The following is a 22,731-nucleotide window of genomic DNA, read 5'->3' on the forward strand; positions in this document are numbered from 1 at the left end:
GTTGCAAGAAGTTGCTCACCTTTGCGCGGGCTCGCCGTCTGCGCATTCCGTGCATTCCGTGCATGACGAAGGGGCGTCCGCCCTCCGGCCGCGTGGCGGGAGGGCGAACGCCCCTTCGTCGGGCTTCGGGCTTCGGGCTAGCTCAGCGTCTTGAGCGCCGAAGCGTCGTACGGCTTCAGGTCGTCGAAGCGGCCCGCGAGGACCTTCGCCGCCCACTGCGGGTCCTGGAGCAGGGCGCGGCCGACCGCGACCATGTCGAACTCGTCGCGCTCCAGGCTGTCGAGAAGGTCGTCGATGCCCTTGACGGGGGAGCCCTCGCCCGCGAAGCCGCGGATGAAGTCGCCGTCGAGACCGACGGAGCCGACGGTGATGGTCGGCTTCCCGGTGAGCTTCTTCGTCCAGCCCGCCAGGTTCAGGTCCGAGCCGTCGAACTCCGGACGCCAGTAGCGGCGGGTGGAGGCGTGGAAGACGTCGACACCGGCCGCCGCCAGCGGGGCGAGGATCGCGTCGAGCTCCTCCGGGGTCTCGGCGAGCCGCGCGTCGTACGCCTCCTGCTTCCACTGCGAGTAGCGGAAGATGATCGGGAACTCGGCGGAGACGCGCTCACGGATCGCGGCCACGACCTCGGCCGCGAACTTCGTACGGGCCACGGCGTCGCCGCCGTAGGCGTCGCCACGACGGTTGGTGCCCGCCCACAGGAACTGGTCCAGCAGATAGCCGTGCGCGCCGTGCACCTCGACGCCGTCGAGACCGATCCGCTCCGCGTCCGCGGCGGCCTGCGCGAAGGCTTCGACGACATCGTCCAGGTCGGCCTGCGTCATCGCCCGGCCCTCGCCCTCGGTGCCGTCCACGCGGATGCCGGAGGGGCCGACGGGCGGGGCGTCGGCGAAGGGCGGCTGTCCCGCCTTGCGCACCATGCCGATGTGCCACAGCTGCGGAACGATCGTGCCACCCGCCGCGTGCACGTCCTCGGCGACCCGCGCCCACCCGGCCAGCTGCTCCTCGCCGTGGAAGCGCGGCACCCGGTCGCTGTCGCCGGCCGAGTCGTGGCCCACGTAGGTGCCCTCGGTGATGATCAGGCCGACGCCCGCCGCGGCCCGCCGCGCGTAGTACGAGCGCACGTCCTCACCGGGAATGCCGTCCGGCGAGAACATGCGTGTCATCGGCGCCATCGCGATGCGGTTCGGGACGGTCAGGCCGTTCAGCGCGACGGGGCGGGAGAGTATCTCGGCGGCGCGGGACGTGGGGTCGGCCACGGGTGCTCCTAAAGAAGTGCATGGGTACTGGTCGGCAGGGTGCGAGGTGTGATCGCGCCCGTGCCAACCGCCCTGCTCCCGCACACATTCCGCAGGCCGCCCGCGCCGCTCTGTGATCCCCGACACCCTCGCGCAGCTGAGCAAGGGTGTGCTCAGAAGCCGACCTTGTCCCGCCCCTTCAGATTGAGGATCTCGCGGGCCTCGTCGGGCGTGGCGACCTCCAGGTTGAGGGCCTCCAGGACGGTGCGGATCCGGGACACCTGCTCGGCGTTGGTCCTGGCCAGTTCGCCCGGACCGATCCACAGCGAGTCCTCCAGGCCCACGCGTACGTGGGAGCCCTGGGCGGCGCCGATGGTCGCCAGCGGGAGCTGGTGGCGGCCCGCGCCGATCCCGCCGAGGAGCCCGAGCACCGATTGGACGAACAGCGGACCGTCCGCGAGGCTCCGCGAGGGCTGCCGCACCGCATTCATCTGGGCCGCACGTGCGGGTGCGGGGCGGCGGGGAGCGGATGACCAGGGGGCCTGCCGCACACCCGTGTCGATCACTCCCGTAACGTGCGCCGACGGGGCCGGCCTCCCCCTCCCGGCCCGCAGAGGGAGTGAGATCTGGTGCGTACGGTCGACACGAGTGTGGTCGTGGTCGGAGCGGGTCCCGCCGGGCTGACGCTCGGTGTGTTGTTGCGGCGGCGTGGGATCGACTGTGTGGTGGTCGACAAGTTCACGCGGGAGCAGTTGCTGGCGCGCTCGCGGGCCGGTTTCCTGGAACGCCGTACCGTCCAGCTGCTCGACCGGCACGGACTGTCCGACCGGCTGCGCGCCGAGGGCCTCGCGCACACACGCTGCGAGATACACGCCGAGGGCGAGCGGGTCACCGTGGACTACGAGGCGTGGTGCGGCGACGCGCCCAGCTACGTGTATCCCCAACAGGACGTCGTGGCCGACCTGTTGGACGCCTACGTCGGCGATGGTGGCACCCTGCTGCTCGGCACCCCGGTCACCGACGTCGTGGCGGACGAGGCGCCGCGCGTCGTGTGCGCCGACGGCACCGTGCTCCGCGCGGACGTCGTCGCCGGGGCCGACGGATGGCACGGGCCGACGCGCGCGGCGCTGCCGGACTCGGCCTTCACCCGGTACGACGTCCCGCACGAAGCACGCCTCCTGGGCGTGCTCGTCGAGGCACCGCCGTCCGCAGGACACACCGTGTACGCGCAGCACCCCGACGGCTTCGCGGGACACATGCTGCGCTCCCGCGACGTGACACGCATGTACCTCCAGATACCCGCCGGTGACACCGTCGCGCAGTGGCCGGACGAACGGATCTGGAAGGAGTTGCACATACGGCTCGACCTGCCGGACTGGACGCTCAACGAAGGACCGGTCCTGGACCGGGCCGTCGTCGACATGCACACCAAGGTCGTGGAACCCATGCACCACGGACGGGTCGTGCTGCTCGGCGACGCCGCGCACATCGTGCCGCCCTCCGGGGGCAAGGGCATGAACCTCGCGGTGGCCGACGCCGCCGACCTCGCCGCATCCCTTCCGGGCCACTTCGCGGGCGAGGAGCCCCTGGACGAGGTGCTGGCCGCGTACTCCCGGCGCCGCCTCGCCGACGTGTGGCAGGTGCAGGAGTTCAGCCACACCATGCTGGAACTCCTGCACGCCGACGAGCCCGGCACCCCGCACGCCGCCTACCGCGAACGGCTGCGCCGGGCCCGGTGGCAGCGGCTGCGCGACGACCCCGCGTACGTACGGTCCTTCGCGGAGCAGTACATGGGGCCTTCGCTCACGGAGTAGCCCAGGTCACTGCTGGCCGGCGAAGCGCGGACGCTCCAGCTCTCCGAAGGACCCGGGGTCCGCGCCCGTGAGGCGGTCCGGGGCGAAGTCGGCGAGCAGCGGGTCCCGTTCGCCGGTCAGCAGCTCGTGCGCCGCGAGACGCCCGAGCAGCGGGCCGAGCGTGATGCCGCTGTGCGTCGCCAGCGCGTAGACCCTGCCGCCCGGGCGCAGCCGGCCCGCGACGGTGAGGCCGTCCGCGGGGAGGGCGCGCTGTCCCACCCGGAACGATTCGAGGCGGGCGCCGCGCGTGCCGTGCAGCAAGTCGGCCAGCCGGTCCAGGAGTTGAGCGGCGTGCGGACCGTCCACTGGCGGCGGGGCGGCCGGGTCGGCGTCCGGGTCCAGGTCGAGGCCCTGGACGACGAGGCGGCCGCCGCCGTCCGGGCGGACGTTGAGGCGCGGCGTGGTGAGCACCGCGTCGAGGCGCGTCGCCGTCGGCGAGGTGTAGCCGAGGAGGCCGACCGTGGCGGAGCCGGGCGCGTTCGGGTCCGCCATGGGCAGTGACACCCCGGTCAGCGCCGCGGTCCGCTCGCTCCACCGCCCGGTCGCGCTGACGACCAGGTCGAAGGCCTCGCTGGTGCCGTCGGCCAGTTCGATCCGCACGTCCGAAGCACGCTCGTCGATGCCGGTCACCTCGGCCGGGCAGCGCAGCTCCGCGCCGTGGTCCCGGGCCTCGCCCCACAGGCGGGCGACGAGCGGATGCGGCAGCACGTAGCCCTCCTCGGGGAAGTACGCGATGCGCCGCACCTCGTCGGGGATCCGCAGGTCGGGCACGAGCTCGCGGGCCCGGTCCGGCTTCAGCCACCGCCACGGGTAGTTACGGCCCTCCAGGAGTTCAAGGGCCTCCGCGAGACGTGCGTCGCCCACGTCGTCGGCCGCCCACTCCAGGTTCCCGGACGGGAAGAACCAGTCGGGCGCCGGGCCGCCCGCCTCGCGCAGCGCGTGGTGCTCGTCGACACCCGCCATGTTCAGCTCGTGGTACGAAATCGGGGTCTTGGCATGGGAGTTGATCCAGGCGAACGTGGTGCCGGTCGTTCCGGCGGCGAATCCGGTGCTCTCGTAGAGGGTGACCGCGGCGCCGCGCAGGGCGAGGGCGCGGGCGGTCGCGGTGCCGAGGACTCCGGCGCCGATGACGGCGATGCGGGGGGTGGGTGCGGTCATGCGGAGGTGCTTCCTTCCGGTGCGGGGACGGGGGAGGACTGGGCGGGCACGGGGGCCGTCGGGCGGCCCGAGGCGAGGGCGCAGCCGAGCAGGACGACGGTGGAGGCGGCGATGCCGTACACCGCGTACGGCACGACGGTGTCGGCGAGTTGGGCCGCGCCGCAGCCCGCGAGGCCGGCGGTCATCGCGGCGAGGGCCGCGGCAGGTGTCAGTCGGAACCGGCGGCGCAGCGCGTAGCCGAGGAAGAGCGGTGCGGCGAGCGCGGCGGCCGAGTACGCGTAGGTGGCGACCAGCCAGGTGAGCGCGGTCGGGAACGAGATGGCGAGCACGGCGGCGATCGCGGTGACCACGACCGTACAGAGCCGCGAGAGTGTCACCATGCGGCGGTCGGTGCGCCGCCCGCCCACGACGCTGCTGTACAGGTCGCGCACCAGGCTGGTGACGACCGACTGCAGCGCGCTGCCCGAGGTCGAGACGATGGTGGCGACCAGGAACGCGCCGTAGGTGACCAGGAGAAGCGGCGGCAGCTGCGTGATCAGCCAGCCCGCCGCCTCCTCGGGGTTGGTCAGGCCGGGGTGCTGGGCGCGGACGGAGAGGCCGATGGCGGCCGCGTAGACACCGCCGACCAGGATGGTGAGCCCGCTGAGGATGATGCCGCGGCGGGCGTCCGAGACGTTCTTGGTGGCGAAGATGCGCTGGTAGTAGAGCTGGTTGGTGAGGGTGCCGGGCAGGATCGCGGCCACCCACAGCCACACCTGGTCGCCTCCGGCGGCGAACAGGCCGGACGGCTGCCACAGCCGCTCGGGCACATGTGTCGTGATGCCGCTCCAGCCGCCCGCGAGATGGACGGCGTAGGCGGCGACCACGAGCGACATCACGATCTTGAAGATACCGAAGACGAAGTCCGTCCAGGCCACCGACGTCAGCCCGCCGGGCAGCACGAACAGCAGCGAACCCGCGGCGATGACCGCGATCAGCAGACTCGGCGAGAGCCCGGTCAGCTGCCCGAACAGCTGGGAGAACGCCACGAATTGAGTGGCCAGCCAGCCGAACGGGACGACCAGGGCGCACACCCCGGCGAGCGCCACGACGACACGGCTGTGCCCGAACAGGCGGGTGACGACATCCGGGACGGTGCCGAAGCCCTGGTCGCGCAGCCAGCGCGCGGTCAGGGCGAGCCCGAAGAAGCCCAGCACGACGCAGAGTTCGTACGCGAAGACCGACCAGCCGGAGGCGTACGCGATGCCGACGTGGGCGATCAGTACGCCACCGCCCGCCGCCGTCGCGAACTGGGTGATGACGACGACGATGAGGGGCAGCGACTCGGGCGCGGAGAGCCAGTCGGCGGAACTCTTCGCGCGGCGGCCGAAGTACACCGAGAGCAGTGCCCCGGCGGCGATGATGACCAGACCCGCGACGACGATCGCGGCTATTTGAGCGGTGGAGTGGTGCGGCAAGGGGTCACGCTCCTTGGGAGGGCAGGGGGAAGCCAGGAGGGTGTGCGGTGCCGTGCGGGTGGGGGGAGTGGTGTGTCAGCCCGTGAAGCGCGCCGGATCGAGGAACGAGATGTCGTACGGCGACTTCCCGTCCGTGACCAGGGAGGCGGCGATCTCCCCGAAGACCGGGGCGAGTTTGAAGCCGTGCCCGGAGAACCCGGCGAGGAGTGTGGCGTCGCGCGCGCCGGGCAGCGGGCCGACCAGCGCGTGGTCGTCGGCGCTGAACGCCTCCGCGTACACACCGATCCGTACGGGGTGCGGGACGAGGCCGGGCAGCAGCCGGGCCACGGCAGCGGACGCGGCCCGCGCGAACCCGGTGTCCGCGCTGCGGGGCAGGTCCTCGGGGGCGTCCGTGTCGTGCCACGGCAGGTGGTGCGGGACGATCTTGACGGCGGTTCCGTCGAGTACGGGGAAGCAGGAGAATCCGGCTTCGTGGTGGCGCCGGATGGCGATGGGCAGCCGGTCGGGCCGGTGGGCGGCGACGTCCTTGGCGGCGAACCACGCGGCCGTGATGCGCCGCCCCTGAAGCGGAAGCCCCGCGAGCCGGGCGAACGAGCCGGACCAGGGGCCGGGGCTCAGCACCACGTGATCGACGTCGTACGTGCCCTGCTGGGTACGGACGTGCCAGCCGCCGCCGGGACGCTCATCGAGCCCGTCCACCCGGTGGTACGGCAGCAGTTGGGCGCCCAGCTCCTGTGCCCGGGCGAGCGCGGACTGCACGGCGGGTTCGGGGCGGAGCACTCCGGCGCCCGGGTCGAGGACGGCGATCTCGTCCGCGTCGAGCCGGTGCTGCGGGAAGCGCCGAGCGGCGTCCTTGGCGTCCAACACCTCGACGTCCAGGCCGTGTTCGGCCGCGCTGCCCCGCACGGCGCGCAGATCGGGATGGTCGGGCGGGCCGAGCGTGAGCCCGCCGCAGAGGGTGAGCAGCTCGCGGTCGGCCTCGCTTTCCAGGCGGCGCCACAGTTCGTACGAGCGGCGCAGCAGTGGAACGTAGGACGCGCCTTCCTTGTACGCGGTGCGGAAGATCCGGGACTCGCCGGCCGAGGCGCCGCGGTCGTGGCCGGGGGCGTACGCGTCGAGGGCGAGCACCTCGGCACCTCGGGCGGCGAGGTGCCAGGCCGTCATGGCGCCGATGACACCGGTGCCGACGACGGCGACGCGTAGCGGGGAAGTGGGCATGGGGGTTCCTTCCAGCGAGTACGAGAAGGGTCAGGAGCCGCCCGGTACCTCCGGCGCTTGTGGCACCTCCAGGACCGACTGCTCGACGAAGAACTCGGTGCGGCCCGGGCGCATGATGTGCCACATGGCCTCCGCGAGCCCGCCGTCGGTGAGCCGGGTAAGGCGTCGCAGCCGCAGGACGGCCTCGCCGGGCGGGGTCTCCAGCAGGGCCGCGGTCGTGTCGTCCAGGACCTGGGCCTCGACGTACATGCGTGAGGTGCTGACGGGGATACCGGTGCGGTGGAAGTAGTGCAGGATGGTCAGCTGTTCCAGGTCCTCGCTCAGCAGGTGCGGGGCGAGGGAGAAGGGCACGGCGGACAGTTCGACGGCCAGTGGTTCGCCGTCCTCGCTGTACTTGACGCGCCGCAGCTCGTTGACGGGTTCGGTGTCGGACACTCCGGGCAGGGTGACGCCGGCGTCACCCGCCGGAACGACCTTGGCGGACTGGACGATGTGCGGACCCGGTACCTCGGGCCCGGTCTGCCGCACGTCGGTGAAGCGCAGCAGATTCTCCTGGCGGGCCCCTTCGGCGACGAACGTTCCGCGCCGCCGGTAGCGGACCACCAGGCCTGCCTGGGCGAGTTCGTGCAGGGTGCGCTGCGCGGTGGCGCGGCTCACCCCGTACTCCTCGCGCAGCTCGGCCTCCGTCGGTACGCGGGTGCCGGGCTGCCATTCGCCCGAGGTGATCCGGGCCTCGATCTCGGCCCGGATCAGTTGGTACTTGGGGATGCCCATTGATTTGATCCAACCATTCGCCAATTGACCGGTCAATAGTGCGGAGTGATGTGATCTCCGCCCACGGGGCCATTCTCGGGGCGCGGCGGGGTGCGGGAACGGGCGGGGCGAAGAGCGAGGCGGGCGAGGGCCCGGTCAGAGGGCTCTCTTGCCCGGGATCGCCGCGATGAGCTGGCGGGTGTACGGGTGCTGGGGGGCGTCGAAGATCGCGGCGGGTGTGCCCTGTTCGACCACGCGGCCCGCGCGCATCACCAGGACGTGGTGGGAGACGAGGCGGACCACGTCCAGGTCGTGGCTGATGAACAGGTAGCCGAGGTCCAGGTCGCGCTGGAGTTCCACCATGAGGTCGAGGATCTGGTCCTGGACCAGGACGTCGAGCGCGGACACCGCCTCGTCCATGACGATCAGCCGTGGCCCGAGCGCGAGGGCCCGGGCGATGGCCACCCGCTGCCGCTGGCCGCCGGAGAGTTCGTGGGGGTAACGGTCCAAGCAGGCCGAGGGCAGCGCCACCTGGTCGAGCAGGTCGGCGGCCCGTGCGCGGTGGTCGGCGCGGCCGGCGCCGATGCCGTGCACGCGCAGGGGCTCGGCGACGATCCGGGCGACGGTGTGGCGCGGGTCGAGGGAGGCGTACGGGTTCTGGAACACCGGCTGGACGGCGCGGCGGAACGGGAGGAGGCGACGGCCGTGCGTCCTGGTGACGTCCGCGTCCTCGAAGTGCGTCGTGCCCGCGTCGGAGTCCTCCAGGCGCAGGGCGATGCGGGCCGTCGTGGACTTGCCGGAGCCGGATTCGCCGACCAGGGAGACCGTGCGGCCGGGATGGACGGTGAGGCTGAGGTCGTCCACGGCGCGCAGCGGCTCGCGGCGGCCGCGCAGCCGGTACTCCTTGGTGACGCCCCGCAGTTCGAGGAGGGGCAGCGTGGTGGGGGCCGGGTGGGGGAGCGGTGTCACCTTGGCGCGGGCGATACCCGGGGCCGCTGCCAACAGGCGGCGTGTGTAGGGGTGTTGGGCATCAGCGACGATCGAGTGCGCGGGGCCGGTCTCCACGACGCGGCCCTCGTGCATCACCACCACCCGGTCGGCCCGCTCGGCGGCCAGCGCCAGGTCGTGGGTGATGAGCAGCACCGACGTCCCCAAGTCCCGGGTAAGTGCGGCCATTTGGTCCAGGACGAGGCGCTGCACCGTGACGTCGAGCGCCGAGGTGGGCTCGTCGGCGATCAGGACGTCCGGGCGGCAGGCCAACGCCATGGCGATCAGGACGCGTTGGCGCATGCCGCCGGAGAACTCGTGCGGATACTGGGAGAAGCGGGACGCCGCGTCCGTGATGCCCGCGCGTTCCAGCAGCGTCACCGCCTCGGCGCGGGCCCGCTCGCCCCGCGCGAGGCCGTGCACCCGCAGCGCCTCCGTGATCTGCGAGCCGATCGTGGCGACCGGGTCGAGGTTCGTCATGGGGTCCTGCGGCACCATCCCGATCCGCGCGCCGCGCACCTGGCGCAGGACCTTGACCGGAGCGGTGGTGAGCTCCAGGTCGTCGAGGTGGACCGAGCCGCGCGTGATCCGCCCGTTGTCGGCGAGGAGCCGGTTGACGCTCGCGGCCAGCGTCGACTTGCCCGAACCCGAAGCCCCGACCACCGCCACCGTCTCGCCCGCCGCGAGATCGAGGTCGACCCGGTCCACGGCGGTGACATCACGGCCGGAGGTCCGGTAGGCCACCGAGAGACCGCGGATGCGCAGCGTGGCACCGCCGCGCGCGGCGACGCCGTCGCGCGGATCGGCCTCGGCCGGGACGGGGGCGGTCATGGCGACTCCAGGGGTGTGAGGGCTCGTACCGTTCCGTGGTGTGCGGCGGCGGCCAGGTGGTCCACGGGCAGCAGACCCGCCCGGTCCGTGCGCGTGCCGTGCAGGCGGGTGGCGGCGAGGGCCAGGGCGAGCGGGCGGTCGGTGGCCACCGCGACGTGCGTCCCGGTGAACCCGTCGTGGCCGACCATCGGCACCGGCCCGTCGGGAGTGTCCAGCGTGAACCGCCGGAAACCCAGGCCCTGTTCGGGGTCGCGCGGGTCCGCCACCGCGAGGAACCGGGAGCGTACGGCCGCCGGGACGAAGGACTCGTCGTGCACGAGGGCCGAGGCCAGCCGGAGCAGCTCGTCCAGCGGGGCGAACAGGCCCGCGTGCCCGCTGACACCCGCCAAGGCGTGCGCGGTGTTGCAGTCGGCCGCCGCGCCACGGACGGGCGTGGTCCGCCAGCCGGTGAAGTCGGCCGTCGTGAAGGGCACGGGGTAGGGCCGGCCGGTCTCCACCATGTGCGCCTCGATCCGGTCGCCGTCACTGCAAACGGCGGCGGTGGCCGGTGGGACGGGCCCGAAGCCGGTGCGGGTCAGGGCGAGCGGCTCGGCGACCCACTGCCGGAACGCCGTGGCCAGGCCCATGCCCGTGACCCGCTCGACGAGGCGGCCGAGCAGCATGAAACCCACGTCGGAGTACGTGCGTCGGGAGCCGGGTGGTGTCTCCAGCGGGAGCCGCTCGGCCAGGTCGAGTGCGCTCTCGCGGTCCGTGGTCCGGCAGTACAGCGGCCACCACGGGGGCAGCCCTGAGCGGTGGGCGAGCAGGTGGGCGGCGGTGACACGGACGCGAACGTCTCCACTGGTGCGGAACCCGGCCAAGTGCCGCCCCACCGGTGCGTCGAGGTCAAGGCGTCCCGCCGCGACGAGCCGCATGGCCACGGCCGTCGTGGCCGCCACCTTCGTCACCGACGCCAGGTCGAAGACCGTCCCGGTGGTCATCGGCTCGCCCGGCACCGAGCCGTCGGGGCGCCGCGCCCAGCCCGCCGCCGCCAGTACGGTGCCCGTGGCGGGGGTGGCCACGCCCAGACACACCCCGGCAGGACGCCGGCCAGGGCCACCCGTCCCCAGGACCTCGGCGGCCGCCGGGGCCAGGTCGACGCTCATGCCACCCCGCCGGTGACCACCAGCCGCTCGGGCCGCGGCGGCGGCGCACCGGGAGTCATCAATCCCCGCTCACCAAGGGTGAGTTGTCCGAGGACCCGCTCGCGCGAAGCCCCCGTGCACGCCACCACATTGCCCGGCAGCCCGTGCAGGCTGTGCCAGCCGATGAGGGCGAAGGCCAGCGCCTCCTTCGCGTCGGACGGCACCCCGAGCGCATCGCTCGACCGCACCGGGAGGCCGTCGAGCCGGCCCGTGATCGCGGCCATCAGCGCGGGATTGCGCAGGCCGCCCCCGGACACGTACAACACATCGAGACGTGCCTCGCGCACGGTCCGTGCGACGGTCTCCGCGGTGAGCGCGGTCAGGGTGGCGACCACGTCGTCCAGCGCGGGGCGGCGGCCGGACCGCCGCGCCGCCTTCTCCACGTACCCGGAGACGTACAGCGCGTCGAAGAGTTCCTTGCCGCAGCTCTTGGGCGGCGCGAGCGCGTAGTAGGGCTCGGTGAGCAGTCCGGCGAGCAGCTCGTCGTCCACCGTCCCGGACGCGGCGAGGCGGCCGTCGCGGTCGAACACGTCGGCCGTGTCGGGGGAGTCGGCCACGACGGCGTCGATGAGGGCGTTGGCCGGGCCGATGTCCCACGCGGCCGGTTCGCAGCCCGGGGCGGCGACGGTGAGGTTGGCGATGCCGCCGAGGTTGAGCGCGCCGACGCGCAGGCCCTTTTCCACGTCGGGTGCGAGCAGCATCCGGTCGAGCAGGGGGACGAGCGGGGCGCCCTGGCCGCCCGCGGCGACGTCGGCGCTGCGCAGATCGCTGACCACGGGCAGGCCCGTGCCCTGCGCGATCCAGGCCGGTCCGCCGATCTGGAGCGTGCCACGGGCCGTGTTGCCCTCCACCCAGTGGTACAGGGTCTGGCCGTGGCTGCACACCGCGTCGGCGGGCGCCTGGTCGAGCGCGGCACGGGCCGCGTCGGCGAAGGCCTGCCCGATGCGGGTGTCCAGGGCGCAGACGTCCGCCGCTGTGATCCGGCGCGGCGGCAGCGCGGCCACGAGATCGGCGCGCAGCCGCGGCGCGTACGGGGTCGAGCCGTGATGGGCGAGGTGGCCGCGCAGCGTCGTGCCGTCCTGCGTGAAGTCGACGACGGCGACGTCGATGCCGTCGTGCGAGGTCCCCGAGATCATGCCGAGTACGCGCATCACAATCCTTGTCCTTGTCCTTCCTGGGTGACGGCGGTGCCGGATGTCATCGGCGGTCTCCCGCGCGTGGATCGAGCGCATCCCGCAGCCCCGCGCCGAGCAGGTTGAGCCCGAACACGAACACGATGAGCGCGACGCCCGGCCCGGCGAGCAGCCACGGCGCGACGCTGGACAGGGTGCGCGCGTCGAACACCATGACGCCGAGCGACGCGGCGGGCGGCGGCGTGCCGAAGCCGAGGAAGCTGAGCGAGGCCTCCGTCAGGACCGCCCAGGAGAGGCTGAGCGTGATCTGGACCAGCACGATGCCGCGCATGTTGGGCAGTACGTGGGTGAAGAGGGTGGCCAGGCGCCGCTGTCCGACGGCGGTGGCGGCGATGACGTAGTCCGCGCCGCGCAGCGTCAGTACGGGACCGCGCGCGACCCGTACGAAGATCGGCGCGTACACCACCGCGATGGCGAGGGCGACCGTGGCCCGGCTGCGGGAGAGCGTCGCGGCCAGGGCGAGCGCGAGCAGCAGCGAAGGAAACGCGAAGAGCACATTGGTCAGCACCCCGATGACCCGGTCGAGCACCCCGCCGAAGTAGCCGGCGACGACCCCGAGGACGACCCCCACGGCACCGGACACGGCGACCGCCCCGGCGGCCACGAGCAGCGAACTGCCCAGCCCCGCGGCGACACGCGAGAAGACATCCCGGCCGAACTGGTCGGTTCCCAGCCAGTGTTGACCGCTCGGCGCGGTCAGCGCGGCGGAGACATCCTGCGTGGCCGGGTCGTACGGCAGCGTGCCGAGCAGGCCCGCGGCGGAGGTGACCACGACGACGAGCGTGAGCACGGCGCCGATGAGACCGCTCCGGTTGCGTACGAGTCCCCGCAGCAGGGGGTGACGGCGGGCCGGTGGCGCGGCGGAAGCGAGCGGACGGGGCCGCTGGCTGGGCAGCACGCTCATCGCGACCACACCCTGGGGTCGACCAGCCGGTAGACGAGATCCGTCGCCAGGTTGACCAGCACGAACAGCACCGCGATCACCAGGACCGTGCTCTGCACCACCGCGTACTCCTTCTGCCCCATGCCGAGCAGCACCTGCCGCCCGATCCCCGGCAGCGAGAAGACCTGCTCGACGACGACGGCCCCGCCCAGCAGGAACCCGAACTGCAGGCCGCTCATGGTGACGACGGGAATCAGCGCGTTGCGCAGCACGTGCCGCACCTGGAGCGCGCGTTCGGGAACCCCTTTGGCGCGCGCCGTGTTGATGAAGTCCTCCCCGCGGATGTCGAGGACCGCCGTCCGCGTGGTCTGCGCGATCGGCGAGGCGATGCTCACGCCGAGCACCAGCGCGGGCAGCACCATCTGCTGGAGGTTGAGGGGCAGGTTCCCGGTCAGCGGCGCGTACGCCTGTCCGTTGGGGTTCCAGCCGAAGGAGTCGGCGAGCACGCGCGCGAGGACGGTGCCGGTGAGGAAGACGGGCGCGGACAGCGCGAGCAGGGACGCCGTCTGCGTCACGCCGTCCCGCAGCGCGCCGGGCCTGGACGCGGCGAGCAGGCCGCCGAGGACACCGAGGGCGAGCGCCAACACGATGGCCAGGACGGCGAGTTCAAGAGTGACCGGCAGCGCGTGCGCGGTCAGGTGCGCGACGCTCTGGCCCGCGTTCGAGGAGAACCCGAGGTTGCCGGTGAGGATCCCGCCGAGCCAGGAGAGGTACTGCCCGGTCAGCGGCTGGTCCAGGCCGTAGTACGCCCGGAGTTGGGCGCGCTGGGCGCCGGTGAGGTCGCCCGCGTCGGTGCCGTACGCGGCGGTGATCTGGTCGCCGGGCAGCACCCGCAGCACCACGAACGTCAGCACGGACACGCCGACCAGGGTGAGCACGGCCTCGGCGACGCGGCGCACGACCGGGTGCGTGACGAGGCGGCCGAGCCGCCCCCACGGCGACAGCTGCACGGTTGCCGTCATCCGAGCTTCGTCTCCCACAGGCTCTGCAGACTCGCGTCGATCACCGGCCGGAACCCGTGCACCCGGGTGTTCGTGGCGATGTAACTGCGCCCGCTGTAGAGCCAGATCCACGCGGCGTTGTCTTCCAGGTTCCGCGAGATCTTGGCGTAGATCTCCTTGCGGGCCCCGGTGTCGCTGGTTGCGATGCCTTCGGCGAACAGCTTGTCCAGGGCGGCGGAGTGGTAGCCGGCGACCTTGTTGAAGTTGCCGTCGCTGGTGAAGTAGCGGGCGTACGCGGGGGCGGGGTCGGCCACCGCGCCGTTGAGGGCGATCGCGGCGTCGAACTTCCCGGCCAGCCAACGGTCCACGTAGGCACTGGAGTCCAGTGTCTCGATCTTCATCTTGATGCCCACGTCGCCGAGTTGGGCCTGAAGGTTCTGCGCCTCGTCGGTGGCGGTGGAGTACAGGCCCTGCGGGACGAGCGCGGTGAACGCGAAGCCCTTGGGCCTGCCCGCGTCCGCGAGGTGCTTCTTGGCGGCCTTGATGTCGCGCTTCGGGCAGGGGCGGGCGTCGGGATCGGAGGCGAAGGCGGGCGAGGTGAACGGGCCCACGACCTTGCCCTGCCCGAGCGCCGCGGTCTTGACCACCTGCTCGCGGTCGATGGCGCACTGCACGGCGAGCCGCGTGTCGAGACCGCGGAACGTACGGGAGTCGGCGCGCAACTGAAGTGCGTGATAGTCGAGTTGGTCGACGGTGTGGATCGAGACGGACCCGGACTTCGCGGTCTTGGCGGTGACGGAGTCGTCGAAGATCGCCATGTCGACGGAGCCCGAACGCAGCGCCGACGCCAGGGAGTTCTTGTCCTGGATGACGCGGAACTCCAGGGAGCGCAGGCCCGGCCTGCCCCGGAAGTAGTCGGCGTTGCGCACCAGGGTGAGGGACTGGTTGGGCGTGCGGTTCCGATACGCGTAGGGCCCGGAGCCGACGGGCTTCCGCTTGAGGCTCGCCAACGGCTTGTCGGACGGCAGGACGACGGTGTTGACGCTGGTGAGCGCGGTGAGAAGCGAGGCGTCCTGCGCCTTCAGAGTGAGGACGACATGCGTCTTGTCGGGGGCGGTCACCTTCCGGACGGCGGCGAGCGAACTGCGCGCCACGGCCTTGGTGTCGGGATCGAGGATGCGATCCAGGCTGTACTTGACGTCGTCGGAATCGAGCGCGGACCCGTCGGTGAAGGTGACGCCGGACTTCAGCGTGAAGGTGTACGTGCGGCCGTCCTTGGAGACGTGCGGCAGTTCGGCGAGCCCCGCGACCGGGTTGAGTTTGTCGTCCTGGTCGAGGAGCGAGCTGTAGACCTGGCCGAGCACGTGCTGGGACTGAACGGCGGTGGCCGTCCAGGGCAGGAGCTGGGTCGCGTCCGCGGTGATCCCGAACACCAGAGGCCCGCCCGCGCCCTTCGATGAGGCGTTGTCGGAACCGGAACACGCGGCCATGGTGGCGAGCGCGGTGGCTGCCGCGCCGGCGGCCAGCAGGCGCCGCGTCGTGCGGCGGTCTCGTCTGAGCACGTGCCTTCTCGCTTTCCCCGGTGGACCTGGAGCGGCGCGGTGCGGCCGCCTGCGGGCGCGTACGGATGGTGCCGAGAGAACTCAGGCGCAAGGTTTTCCAGAAACGGCCGTTTCCATGTGTGTAGCGGCCGTTTCCCTGTGTGTTTCGGATCGCGCAAAGAAGGCGGCCTCCGGTTGGCCTCGCGAGCTGCCGGAACAGTCGCTCGGCCGACCGAAGGCCGGGAGGGTACGGGCGGTCTGCTCTCAGCCCTTGAGCGCGAGGATGTCGGACCGGGCACGCAGCAGAGTTTCGCGGGTGATGACGACGATCTTTTCGTGGTCGGCGCACGCGGCGTCGGCGGGCAGTCGGTCACCGAGCAGGTCGGTCCTGTCCGTCCCGATGACCGCGAAGCTGCCGTCCTCCAGCTCGAAGATATCGGGGCACGCCTGGCCACCGACGCTTCCGCGCTCGACGGGGGGCACGCCGATACGGCGCACGATCTGCAGGTCGGAACGGTCGTCACCGTGAAGGGAATTGGTCACGGCGCACCAACCTAGCGCAACGGCAGTGGGCGCAAGGGGTCGATGGTTCAGCGTGTTGACGCCGCTGGTCACAGTGGCTGGGAACCGGTGCAGGAAGGGCTCTAGACGTCCTCGGGCGGTCGTCCGACGACCCACCAGGACTCGCCTTCGCGGTCCGCGTCGTTGGCGTCGAGATCCGCGACGAGAGCGTCGACCACCCGGCCGAGACGGGCCTCGTCGGAGCCCTCCGGAAGGCTCGCCCGGTGATGCCGGGTCGCTGCCCAGTAGGCGCGCATGGAGCGGCTCTGGAAGATGTAACGCAGGTGTCCGTGGAGCTCGGTGAGGTTCAGGATCCCGACGTGGTACCCGTGCAGGGCGTGCTGGTACAGCTCGTTCGCGTACAGGTGCCTTCGCTTGACGTCGTCCGGCAGTTCTTCTTCGTCGTACGCGTCGAGCACGGGCAGCAGGGTGGGGTCCGCCGTGGCCCGGGCGATGAGCTGTTGGTGGTCCCGCCGGTAATCGGTGAGCGCCTTGCGCCGCTGCTCCTGCGCGGTCATGGCTTCGAGCCGGCGCAGGGCGACATGGACGCGGCAGGCCACCAGCAGCACTCCCGCGGTCTGCACGCCTGCCGCGACATACGTCACCGGTATGGAGCGGTGCCTCCTGCCCCCTGCTTTTGCTGTGATCATGGATGTCCCCGCTTCGGTGTCGTCAACCCACACGATCGACGATGGCGAACGACACGACCGGCGTCCAGATTGTCCCGGGTGCGCGCCGTCCTGAAAGCGCGGTCGGCAGGCGTACGGCGGCACCGTCCGGCGGGCCGCCCCGCCCGACGCCCTGCCGTGAGCCCCTCGTGCGCCCCCTCTTGGCGCCGCCACGGTCGGGGGAGAGATCCTGGGGGCATGGAATTTCTCTGCTACCACCGGGACCGCAATGGCTCCCTGACGCTACGTTACGAACTGGTGCAGGAGCACTGGTCCTACATGGACCGGTACGCGAAGGAGATGATCGCCCGCGGCCCGACGTTCGCCGACGACGGCGAGACGCTCACCGGAAGCGTGCACATCGTCGACCTGCCCGACGCCGCCGCGGCCCGCGCGTTCGCCTTCGATGAGCCGGGCTACCAGGCCGGTGCCTACCGGGACGTGCTGCTGCGGCGCTGGCGCAACGTGCTGGGCCGCACAATGTGGGAGTTCCCCGGCGGCCGGACCGGCGGCGACCGGTATCTCGTGCTCGGCCTCGGCGCGGAGCCTGCCGCCGACGCCGAGGTGCCCGACGGCCCGGACGGCGCACTTTTCAGCAGGGACGAACTGATCGCCTACGGACCGCTGTTGTCGGACGACGGCGCCCTCTGGCTGGGTACGGCGGCGCTGCTCCGGGCGCCGGACGCGGACGCGGCCCGCGCCGTCCTGCCCCCGGACCGGTACGCCGACATCGAGGTGCACAACTGGGAGTTCGGCGGGAGGTCGTGACCGCGGTCTTCCCGAGCGCCGAACTAAAGCGCTAAAGTCGCGGCGCGCACAGGATCCGGCCCAAGGTCCTTGCACGGGCGGCCCGTTGAGAGCGCAGCGCACCGGGCCGCACCCTCGTCACCCCGAACGGAGCTCCATGCCCGCACGCCCGCGCCGCCTGACCCTGCGCGACATCGCCCGGCTCGCCGGGGTGTCCGAGACGGCTGCCTCGTTCGCGCTCAACGGCAAGCCCGGTGTGTCGGACGAGACGCGACGGCGCATCCTCGCCGTGGCCGACGAACACGGCTGGGTCCCGCACCACGCGGCCAAGGTGCTCACCGGCGGCAAGTCCGGGACCGTCGGCCTGGTCATCGCCCGCAGCGCGCGGGACGTCGGCTCCGAGTCGTTCTTCCTGCGGTTCATGACGGGTCTGCAGAGCGTGCTCAGTGAGCGGCGGCAGGCACTGTTGTTGCAGGTCGTCGACTCCGTCGAGGCGGAGATCGAGACGTACCGGACGTGGCAGGTGGCGGGGCGCGTCGACGCCGTCGTCCTCGTCGACCTGCGCGTCGACGACCCGCGGCCCGACGCGCTCGCCGACCTCGGGCTTCCGGCCCTGATCGCCGGTGGCCCCGACCCGCGCCGCAGGCTGCCCGCCGTCGCGATCGACGACCGGGAGCCGATGCGCCGGATCGTCACGCACCTGCACGACACCGGGCACGACTCCATCGCTTACGTATGCGGGGCCGGCGAGATGCTGCACATCGCCCGCCGCGTCGACGCCTTCCACACCGGGGCGCGCGAGCTCGGGATGTCCGGGCACATGGTGATGTCGACCGACTTCTCCTCGTCGTCGGCCGCGAAGGCGACCCGGCTGCTCCTGTCGTCCGACGACCGGCCCACCGCGCTCGTCTACGACAACGAGATCCTCGCCGTCGCCGGAGTCGGCGAGATCCGCCGGCTCGGCCTGGCGACACCCGCCGACGTGTGCGTCGTCGTGTGGGAGGACACCCCCATCGCCAGCGCCATGGAGCCGCCGCTGACCGCCCTGAGTCGCGACGCGTTCGCGTTCGGCTCCGACGTCGCCACCCGGCTCATCGCCATCCTCGACGGCACCGACGAGGCGACCGGCGACACCATGGAGAGCGTCCCCGAACTCATCGAGCGCACCAGTTCCCGCTGCGAGCGCACGCCGCCGACCGAGCCGACCGAGCCGGCTTCCTGAACAGGCCCTGAGCAGACCGTGAGCAGGCCGTGAGCAGAGAGTCCCCTGAGAAAGGCGACGCCCGTGTCCGCACCGAACATCGTCCTCATCTGCGTCGACCAGTGGCGCGGCGACTGCCTCTCCGTCGCAGGACACCCCCACGTACGCACTCCGCACCTCGACCAACTCGCCGCCTCCGGAACACACTTCACGTCCGCCTACTCCGCCACTCCCACCTGCATCCCGGCCCGCGCCGCCCTGTTCACCGGCCAGTCCCAGGAGCGCCACGGCCGCGTCGGATACGTCGAGGGGGTGCCGTTCGAGACCGCCCACCCGGTCACCCTGGCGGGTGAGCTGCGGCGCGGCGGATACCAGACGCAGGCCATCGGCAAGATGCACGTGTGGCCCGAGCGGGCCCGCGCCGGGTTCGACGACGTCGTCCTGCACGACGGGTTCCTGCACTACGCCCGCCGCGAGGAACGCCGCAACTTCGCCTTCTTCGACGACTACGTGCCGTGGCTGCGCCGCCAGCCGGGCGTCGGCCCCGACGCCGAGTACGCCGACCACGGGGCGGGCTGCAACTCGGTCGTCGCCCGCCCCTGGGACAGGCCCGAACACCTGCACCCGACGAACTGGGTCGCCACGCAGACCACCGAGTGGCTCTACCGCCGCGACCCCTCACGGCCGTTCTTCCTCTACCTGTCCTTCCACCGGCCGCACCCGCCGTACGACCCGCCTGCCTGGGCCTTCGACGAATTCCTCCAACTCCCGCCGTACGAACCGGTGGTGGGGGACTGGACGGACGACTTCGCCGGTCATCGAAAGGACGGCGACCACGAGGCCTTCGCGGGCCGCATGGACGTCCGGACCCTGCACCGTGCGCGGGCCGGCTACTACGGGCACATGGCGCACATCGACCTCCAGATCCACCGGATCCGCATGGCCCTGGAGGACTTCGGCCTGCGCGACGACACGGTCATCGCCTTCACCTCGGACCACGGCGAGATGCTCGGCGAACACCACCTGTTCCGCAAGGGCTTCGGCTACGAGGGCTCGGCCCGCGTCCCCCTGCTCTTCGGCGGACTGCCCGACGGGTACGCGGCCGGGAACGTCGCCGACGAGGTGGTCGAACTGCGCGACATCATGCCGACCCTCCTCGACCTGGCCGGGCTCCCGGTCCCCGACACGTGCGACGGACGCAGCCTCGTACCGCTGCTGCGCGGCGAACAGCCGGACACCTGGCGGCCGTTGCTGCACGGCGAGCACGTGCTGCTCGGGCAGTCCTTGCAGTGGGTGACCGACGGGCGCACCAAGTACCTGTGGATGTCGGGCGACGGCCACGAGCAGCTCTTCGACCTCGCCGCCGACCCGCACGAACAGCACAACCTGGTGGACGACCCGGCGGCGCGGGACCTGCTGCACACCTGGCGCGGACACCTGATCCAGGCGCTGACCGGACGGGAGGAGCGCTTCGTCGAGGACGGCCGCCTGGTCACCGGACGGCCAGTGGTGGCCATCCTGCGCCCCACCCGTGAACGCCTTGAGGCGGCGGCACCCGCCACCTGACGCGCCCCGCTCCACCGTCGTGATCGATGTCGCCGAGAGGTACGCGGCCCTTCCCAAGGAGTGTCCCCGTCTTGACCGAACACGTAGAGCCCGGAAGCCCCTTCCACCTCAACCGCCGCGCGGTCCTGCGCCTGGCGACGGTCGCGGCGGCCTTCGGCGCCACACCGCTGCTGCCGCAGGTCGCCCGGGCCGCCTCGGCCCAGGCCGCGGCGGCGGACGCCGCCGAGCCGAGCATCGCGCCCCGCTTCCGCGACTGGCCCGACGACTGGCGCTTCTACATCGACGGGCGCACCGACCTCGACGAGTTCCTGGCGTTCGACTACCGCAACGCCGACCTGAAGTACCACCGCTCGTTCGTCCCGGTCGCCGACCGCGTCGGCGCCGAGCGCGGACAGCAGGCGCAGCCGGAGATCGACCCGCGCGTCCAGGTCGCGGACTTCTCCGAGTTCTACGGGCCGATCCTCGAACCCCCCGCCACCACGCTCGCCCACACCTACCGGTACGGCACCGGCCGCCGCGACGTACATGTGTCGCGGTTCCAGCAGTACCGCGACATCGTCTCGTACTGGCAGGTGTTCAGCGCCGTCCCGAACGCGGCCCTGACCGACGCCGTGCACCGTAACGGCGGCCGCTGCATCGCCTTCATGTTCAACTCGGACGGGGCGAACTTCGACCGCGCCCACATGCTGCGACGGGACGCAAAGGGCCGCTTCCCCGTGGGCGACAGGCTCGCCGACATGGCCGTCTACTTCGGCTTCGACGGCTACATGTTCGACATGGAGGGCGGCGAGGTCGCCGCCGAGGACAAGCCGCTCGTCCTGGAGATGTTCCGGCAGATGCGCGCCCGCGCGGCCCAGCAGGACCGGGAGCTGTATCTGCAGGTGTACGCGCCGACCCCGGCGAACTGGCAGACCATCGAGCCGGAGTACGCCGACTACCTCACCACCAAGGGCGCCGCGGACAGCTGGTTCCTCGACTACAGCTGGAAGGACTACCTCGACACCACGCGCGAGACGATCGACAACGAGCAGCTCGACCGGTTCCGGCAGGTCTATTTCGGCATCGAGCTGGAGGGCTACCGCACGGCACTCGGGGTGGAGACGTCCCGGTCCGACATCTACGACGTGGTGCCCCCGCACGGCGAAGGGCCCGCCCTGGGCAGCGTCGCCCTGTTCAGCCTGACCAACGAGACGACGAAGCGCTCGCTCGCCGCGCTCAAGGAGGAGAACGGCGGCACCCTGCCCGAGGACTTCGGGGTCGTCCGCGACGCCGTCTACGCGGGCGAGCGCAAGTTCTGGTCCGGCAACGCCGAGAACCCCGCCAGATCCGACGACGAGGCGAACACGGGCGAGCGCGGCATGGCCGACTATGTGTCCGCCCGTTCGTCGATCACGAAACTGCCGTTCCTGACCCGGTTCAACACCGGCGCCGCCGACGTCTTCTGCATCGACGGACGCACCGCGTCCGAACGACCCTGGTACAACCTGGGCAGCCAGGACCAGCTGCCGACCTGGCAGTTCTGGACCCGCCACCTGGGGGACGGCCGGCCCGCCAAGGGGCCGCTGACCGTGGACTACGACCTCACGGGCGGCTTCAACGGCGGCAGCTCCCTGATGATCTCCGGCACGCCGGATCCGGACGACCCCACCGAGGTCCGCCTCTTCCGCACCGAACTGGCCGTTCCCCGCGCCGAACCCGCGTGGCTCAGCCTCACCTTCACCTCACACGCCCGCCCCAGCGGGCTCCAGGTCGGCCTGGTCTTCGCCGACCGTCCCGCGCACACCGAGTGGCTGTCGGTCGACGAACTGGAGGTCGACGACGACTGGGCACCGGAGTGGGGGTACGGGTCCGGACAGGGCGGCGCGCGCTCCGGCGGCTGGGACACCAACGGCCGCCTGCAGGAGGGCTGGCGCACCACCCAGCGGCACAACACCTCATGGCAGCAGGCCGTGTTCGGACTGACCACGTACGCAGGGCGCACCATCGAGGCGATATCGGTGGCGGTGCGTGCCCGGCGGGCCGAACCCTGCCGGATCGCCCTCGGTGAACTGACCGTCTCCAGCCTCGGCCACCAGCGCTTCCGCCCGGCCGCGCCCCGTCACCTGAAGGTCGAGCAGCACCGTGTCCGCGCCGGAGCACGCAGCGCGGAGGCCCGCCTGACGTGGGACTTCGACCCTCACGTCTGGTACTACGACCTGTTCCGCCGACGCACCGCACACAGCACGGACGACATGATCTGGCTGGGCCGCGTCACGGCGGACTGCTACTACGTCGACCACGTGCCCCGCCTCGGCGACGAGCGGTCGGCGGTGCTCCAACTGGTCCCCGTGGCACCCAACGGGCGGGCCACGGTGGCCGATTCGGCTACCGCGACGGTGCCCTTCGCGTAGCGCGGGCCCTCTGCCGGCTATGGGCGGCGCCCCAGGTAGGCGGCCGGCCGGGTGTTGATGGCCGTGAACTCATGGGTGTAGGCCTCGAGAGCGTCCCGGCCGGGCAACGTGGCCCACGGCAGCTCGGCCGTCCGGTCGAGCCGCTCGTCGTCTCCCCACACCCGCTCGACCTCGCCGCGGGCCCGGGCGAACGCGCTTGCCCAGCTCGCCGGGCCGCACCGCCGCGACCTGCTTCCCGGCTTGGTCGAGTGCCCGTGTGAAGAGCGGGCGCGGGTCATGGTCCAGTTCCGTTGCCATGGCCGGA

20 protein-coding genes are annotated in these 22,731 nt (G+C 72.0%); 5 read left to right on the top strand and 15 right to left on the bottom strand.

The window, feature by feature from the left end; translation table 11 throughout:
• Window positions 1-137: 137 nt before the first annotated feature.
• Both OKJ99_RS15035 and OKJ99_RS15040 read right to left on the bottom strand, forming a co-directional pair.
• Window positions 138-1,256, bottom strand: a complete 1,119-nt coding sequence (locus OKJ99_RS15035; protein ID WP_326016704.1) for an NADH:flavin oxidoreductase — start codon at window positions 1,254-1,256, stop codon at window positions 138-140.
• Between the two features lie 152 nt (window positions 1,257-1,408).
• Window positions 1,409-1,717: a 3-keto-5-aminohexanoate cleavage protein gene (locus OKJ99_RS15040; RefSeq protein ID WP_326016705.1), complete on the bottom strand. Its 309-nt coding sequence runs from the start codon at window positions 1,715-1,717 to the stop codon at window positions 1,409-1,411.
• A gap of 147 nt (window positions 1,718-1,864) precedes the next feature.
• On the opposite strand from OKJ99_RS15040, the gene OKJ99_RS15045 reads away from it, so the two are divergent.
• Window positions 1,865-3,049: a 4-hydroxybenzoate 3-monooxygenase gene (locus tag OKJ99_RS15045; protein ID WP_326016706.1), complete on the top strand. Its 1,185-nt coding sequence runs from the start codon at window positions 1,865-1,867 to the stop codon at window positions 3,047-3,049.
• A 6-nt stretch (window positions 3,050-3,055) separates the two neighbouring features.
• Here the strand turns inward: OKJ99_RS15045 and OKJ99_RS15050 are convergent, their stop codons facing one another.
• The 12 genes from OKJ99_RS15050 to OKJ99_RS15105 all read right to left on the bottom strand — a co-directional run bounded on the left by OKJ99_RS15050 (window position 3,056) and on the right by OKJ99_RS15105 (window position 16,460).
• The gene (locus OKJ99_RS15050; RefSeq protein ID WP_326016707.1) at window positions 3,056-4,246 is read right to left on the bottom strand and encodes an NAD(P)/FAD-dependent oxidoreductase; all 1,191 of its coding nucleotides are present in this window, start codon (window positions 4,244-4,246) and stop codon (window positions 3,056-3,058) included.
• Window positions 4,243-5,703 carry a sodium:solute symporter family protein gene (locus OKJ99_RS15055; protein WP_326016708.1) on the bottom strand — a complete coding sequence of 487 codons (1,461 nt, stop codon included), beginning with the start codon at window positions 5,701-5,703 and terminating at the stop codon, window positions 4,243-4,245. Before OKJ99_RS15055 ends, OKJ99_RS15050 begins: the two co-directional genes overlap by 4 nt.
• Before the next feature lie 75 nt (window positions 5,704-5,778).
• Entirely contained in the window at window positions 5,779-6,921 is a 1,143-nt protein-coding gene (gene solA, locus OKJ99_RS15060) for an N-methyl-L-tryptophan oxidase (RefSeq protein ID WP_326016709.1), read from the bottom strand.
• Window positions 6,922-6,951: 30 nt separating this feature from the next.
• Window positions 6,952-7,695 (bottom strand): GntR family transcriptional regulator, encoded by a 744-nt coding sequence (locus tag OKJ99_RS15065; protein ID WP_326016710.1) that lies wholly within the window; start codon window positions 7,693-7,695, stop codon window positions 6,952-6,954.
• 135 nt (window positions 7,696-7,830) lie between these two features.
• A complete protein-coding gene (locus OKJ99_RS15070; RefSeq protein ID WP_326016711.1) occupies window positions 7,831-9,492 on the bottom strand; it encodes an ABC transporter ATP-binding protein in 1,662 nt (553 codons plus the stop codon).
• On the bottom strand, window positions 9,489-10,637 hold the full coding sequence (locus OKJ99_RS15075; RefSeq protein ID WP_326016712.1) for a serine hydrolase domain-containing protein: 1,149 nt from the start codon (window positions 10,635-10,637) through the stop codon (window positions 9,489-9,491). Before OKJ99_RS15075 ends, OKJ99_RS15070 begins: the two co-directional genes overlap by 4 nt.
• A complete protein-coding gene (locus OKJ99_RS15080) occupies window positions 10,634-11,827 on the bottom strand; it encodes an anhydro-N-acetylmuramic acid kinase (protein ID WP_326016713.1) in 1,194 nt (397 codons plus the stop codon). Before OKJ99_RS15080 ends, OKJ99_RS15075 begins: the two co-directional genes overlap by 4 nt.
• Before the next feature lie 46 nt (window positions 11,828-11,873).
• Window positions 11,874-12,773 (bottom strand): ABC transporter permease, encoded by a 900-nt coding sequence (locus tag OKJ99_RS15085; protein ID WP_326016714.1) that lies wholly within the window; start codon window positions 12,771-12,773, stop codon window positions 11,874-11,876.
• Complete coding sequence (locus OKJ99_RS15090) at window positions 12,770-13,774, bottom strand: ABC transporter permease (RefSeq protein WP_326016715.1); 1,005 nt, start codon at window positions 13,772-13,774, stop codon at window positions 12,770-12,772. The genes OKJ99_RS15085 and OKJ99_RS15090 overlap by 4 nt, the downstream gene beginning before the upstream one ends.
• Window positions 13,771-15,315, bottom strand: coding sequence for an ABC transporter substrate-binding protein (locus OKJ99_RS15095; protein ID WP_326016716.1), 1,545 nt, complete (start codon window positions 15,313-15,315; stop codon window positions 13,771-13,773). Before OKJ99_RS15095 ends, OKJ99_RS15090 begins: the two co-directional genes overlap by 4 nt.
• 243 nt (window positions 15,316-15,558) lie before the next feature.
• On the bottom strand, window positions 15,559-15,801 hold the full coding sequence (locus OKJ99_RS15100; protein WP_326016794.1) for a hypothetical protein: 243 nt from the start codon (window positions 15,799-15,801) through the stop codon (window positions 15,559-15,561).
• 137 nt (window positions 15,802-15,938) lie between these two features.
• Entirely contained in the window at window positions 15,939-16,460 is a 522-nt protein-coding gene (locus OKJ99_RS15105; RefSeq protein WP_326016717.1) for a DUF6082 family protein, read from the bottom strand.
• A gap of 261 nt (window positions 16,461-16,721) precedes the next feature.
• Between OKJ99_RS15105 and OKJ99_RS15110 the strand changes: the two genes are divergently transcribed.
• From OKJ99_RS15110 to OKJ99_RS15125, 4 genes are all read left to right on the top strand, one after another.
• The gene (locus tag OKJ99_RS15110) at window positions 16,722-17,291 is read left to right on the top strand and encodes a YciI family protein (RefSeq protein ID WP_326016718.1); all 570 of its coding nucleotides are present in this window, start codon (window positions 16,722-16,724) and stop codon (window positions 17,289-17,291) included.
• Between the two features lie 136 nt (window positions 17,292-17,427).
• The gene (locus OKJ99_RS15115; protein WP_326016719.1) at window positions 17,428-18,492 is read left to right on the top strand and encodes a LacI family DNA-binding transcriptional regulator; all 1,065 of its coding nucleotides are present in this window, start codon (window positions 17,428-17,430) and stop codon (window positions 18,490-18,492) included.
• Window positions 18,493-18,555: 63 nt separating this feature from the next.
• Window positions 18,556-20,037 carry an arylsulfatase gene (locus OKJ99_RS15120; RefSeq protein WP_326016720.1) on the top strand — a complete coding sequence of 494 codons (1,482 nt, stop codon included), beginning with the start codon at window positions 18,556-18,558 and terminating at the stop codon, window positions 20,035-20,037.
• A gap of 71 nt (window positions 20,038-20,108) precedes the next feature.
• Window positions 20,109-22,427 carry an endo-beta-N-acetylglucosaminidase gene (locus OKJ99_RS15125; protein WP_326016721.1) on the top strand — a complete coding sequence of 773 codons (2,319 nt, stop codon included), beginning with the start codon at window positions 20,109-20,111 and terminating at the stop codon, window positions 22,425-22,427.
• Window positions 22,428-22,444: 17 nt separating this feature from the next.
• Here OKJ99_RS15125 and OKJ99_RS15130 read toward each other — a convergent pair whose 3' ends face one another.
• Window positions 22,445-22,705, bottom strand: a complete 261-nt coding sequence (locus OKJ99_RS15130; protein ID WP_326016722.1) for a hypothetical protein — start codon at window positions 22,703-22,705, stop codon at window positions 22,445-22,447.
• Window positions 22,706-22,731 lie beyond the last annotated feature (26 nt).

Source organism: Streptomyces endophyticus (assembly GCF_035798155.1).
GTDB lineage: Bacteria > Actinomycetota > Actinomycetes > Streptomycetales > Streptomycetaceae > Streptomyces > Streptomyces endophyticus.

Excerpts from the sequence above, each read along its gene's own strand:
- OKJ99_RS15085 (WP_326016714.1), bottom strand. The coding sequence starts at position 12,773 with ATGAGCGTGCTGCCCAGCCAGCGGCCCCGTCCGCTCGCTTCCGCCGCG.
- solA (WP_326016709.1), bottom strand. The coding sequence starts at position 6,921 with ATGCCCACTTCCCCGCTACGCGTCGCCGTCGTCGGCACCGGTGTCATC.
- OKJ99_RS15075 (WP_326016712.1), bottom strand. The coding sequence starts at position 10,637 with ATGAGCGTCGACCTGGCCCCGGCGGCCGCCGAGGTCCTGGGGACGGGT.
- OKJ99_RS15090 (WP_326016715.1), bottom strand. The coding sequence starts at position 13,774 with ATGACGGCAACCGTGCAGCTGTCGCCGTGGGGGCGGCTCGGCCGCCTC.
- OKJ99_RS15115 (WP_326016719.1), top strand. The coding sequence starts at position 17,428 with ATGCCCGCACGCCCGCGCCGCCTGACCCTGCGCGACATCGCCCGGCTC.
- OKJ99_RS15050 (WP_326016707.1), bottom strand. The coding sequence starts at position 4,246 with ATGACCGCACCCACCCCCCGCATCGCCGTCATCGGCGCCGGAGTCCTC.
- OKJ99_RS15065 (WP_326016710.1), bottom strand. The coding sequence starts at position 7,695 with ATGGGCATCCCCAAGTACCAACTGATCCGGGCCGAGATCGAGGCCCGG.
- OKJ99_RS15070 (WP_326016711.1), bottom strand. The coding sequence starts at position 9,492 with ATGACCGCCCCCGTCCCGGCCGAGGCCGATCCGCGCGACGGCGTCGCC.
- OKJ99_RS15130 (WP_326016722.1), bottom strand. The coding sequence starts at position 22,705 with ATGACCCGCGCCCGCTCTTCACACGGGCACTCGACCAAGCCGGGAAGC.
- OKJ99_RS15110 (WP_326016718.1), top strand. The coding sequence starts at position 16,722 with ATGGAATTTCTCTGCTACCACCGGGACCGCAATGGCTCCCTGACGCTA.
- OKJ99_RS15080 (WP_326016713.1), bottom strand. The coding sequence starts at position 11,827 with ATGCGCGTACTCGGCATGATCTCGGGGACCTCGCACGACGGCATCGAC.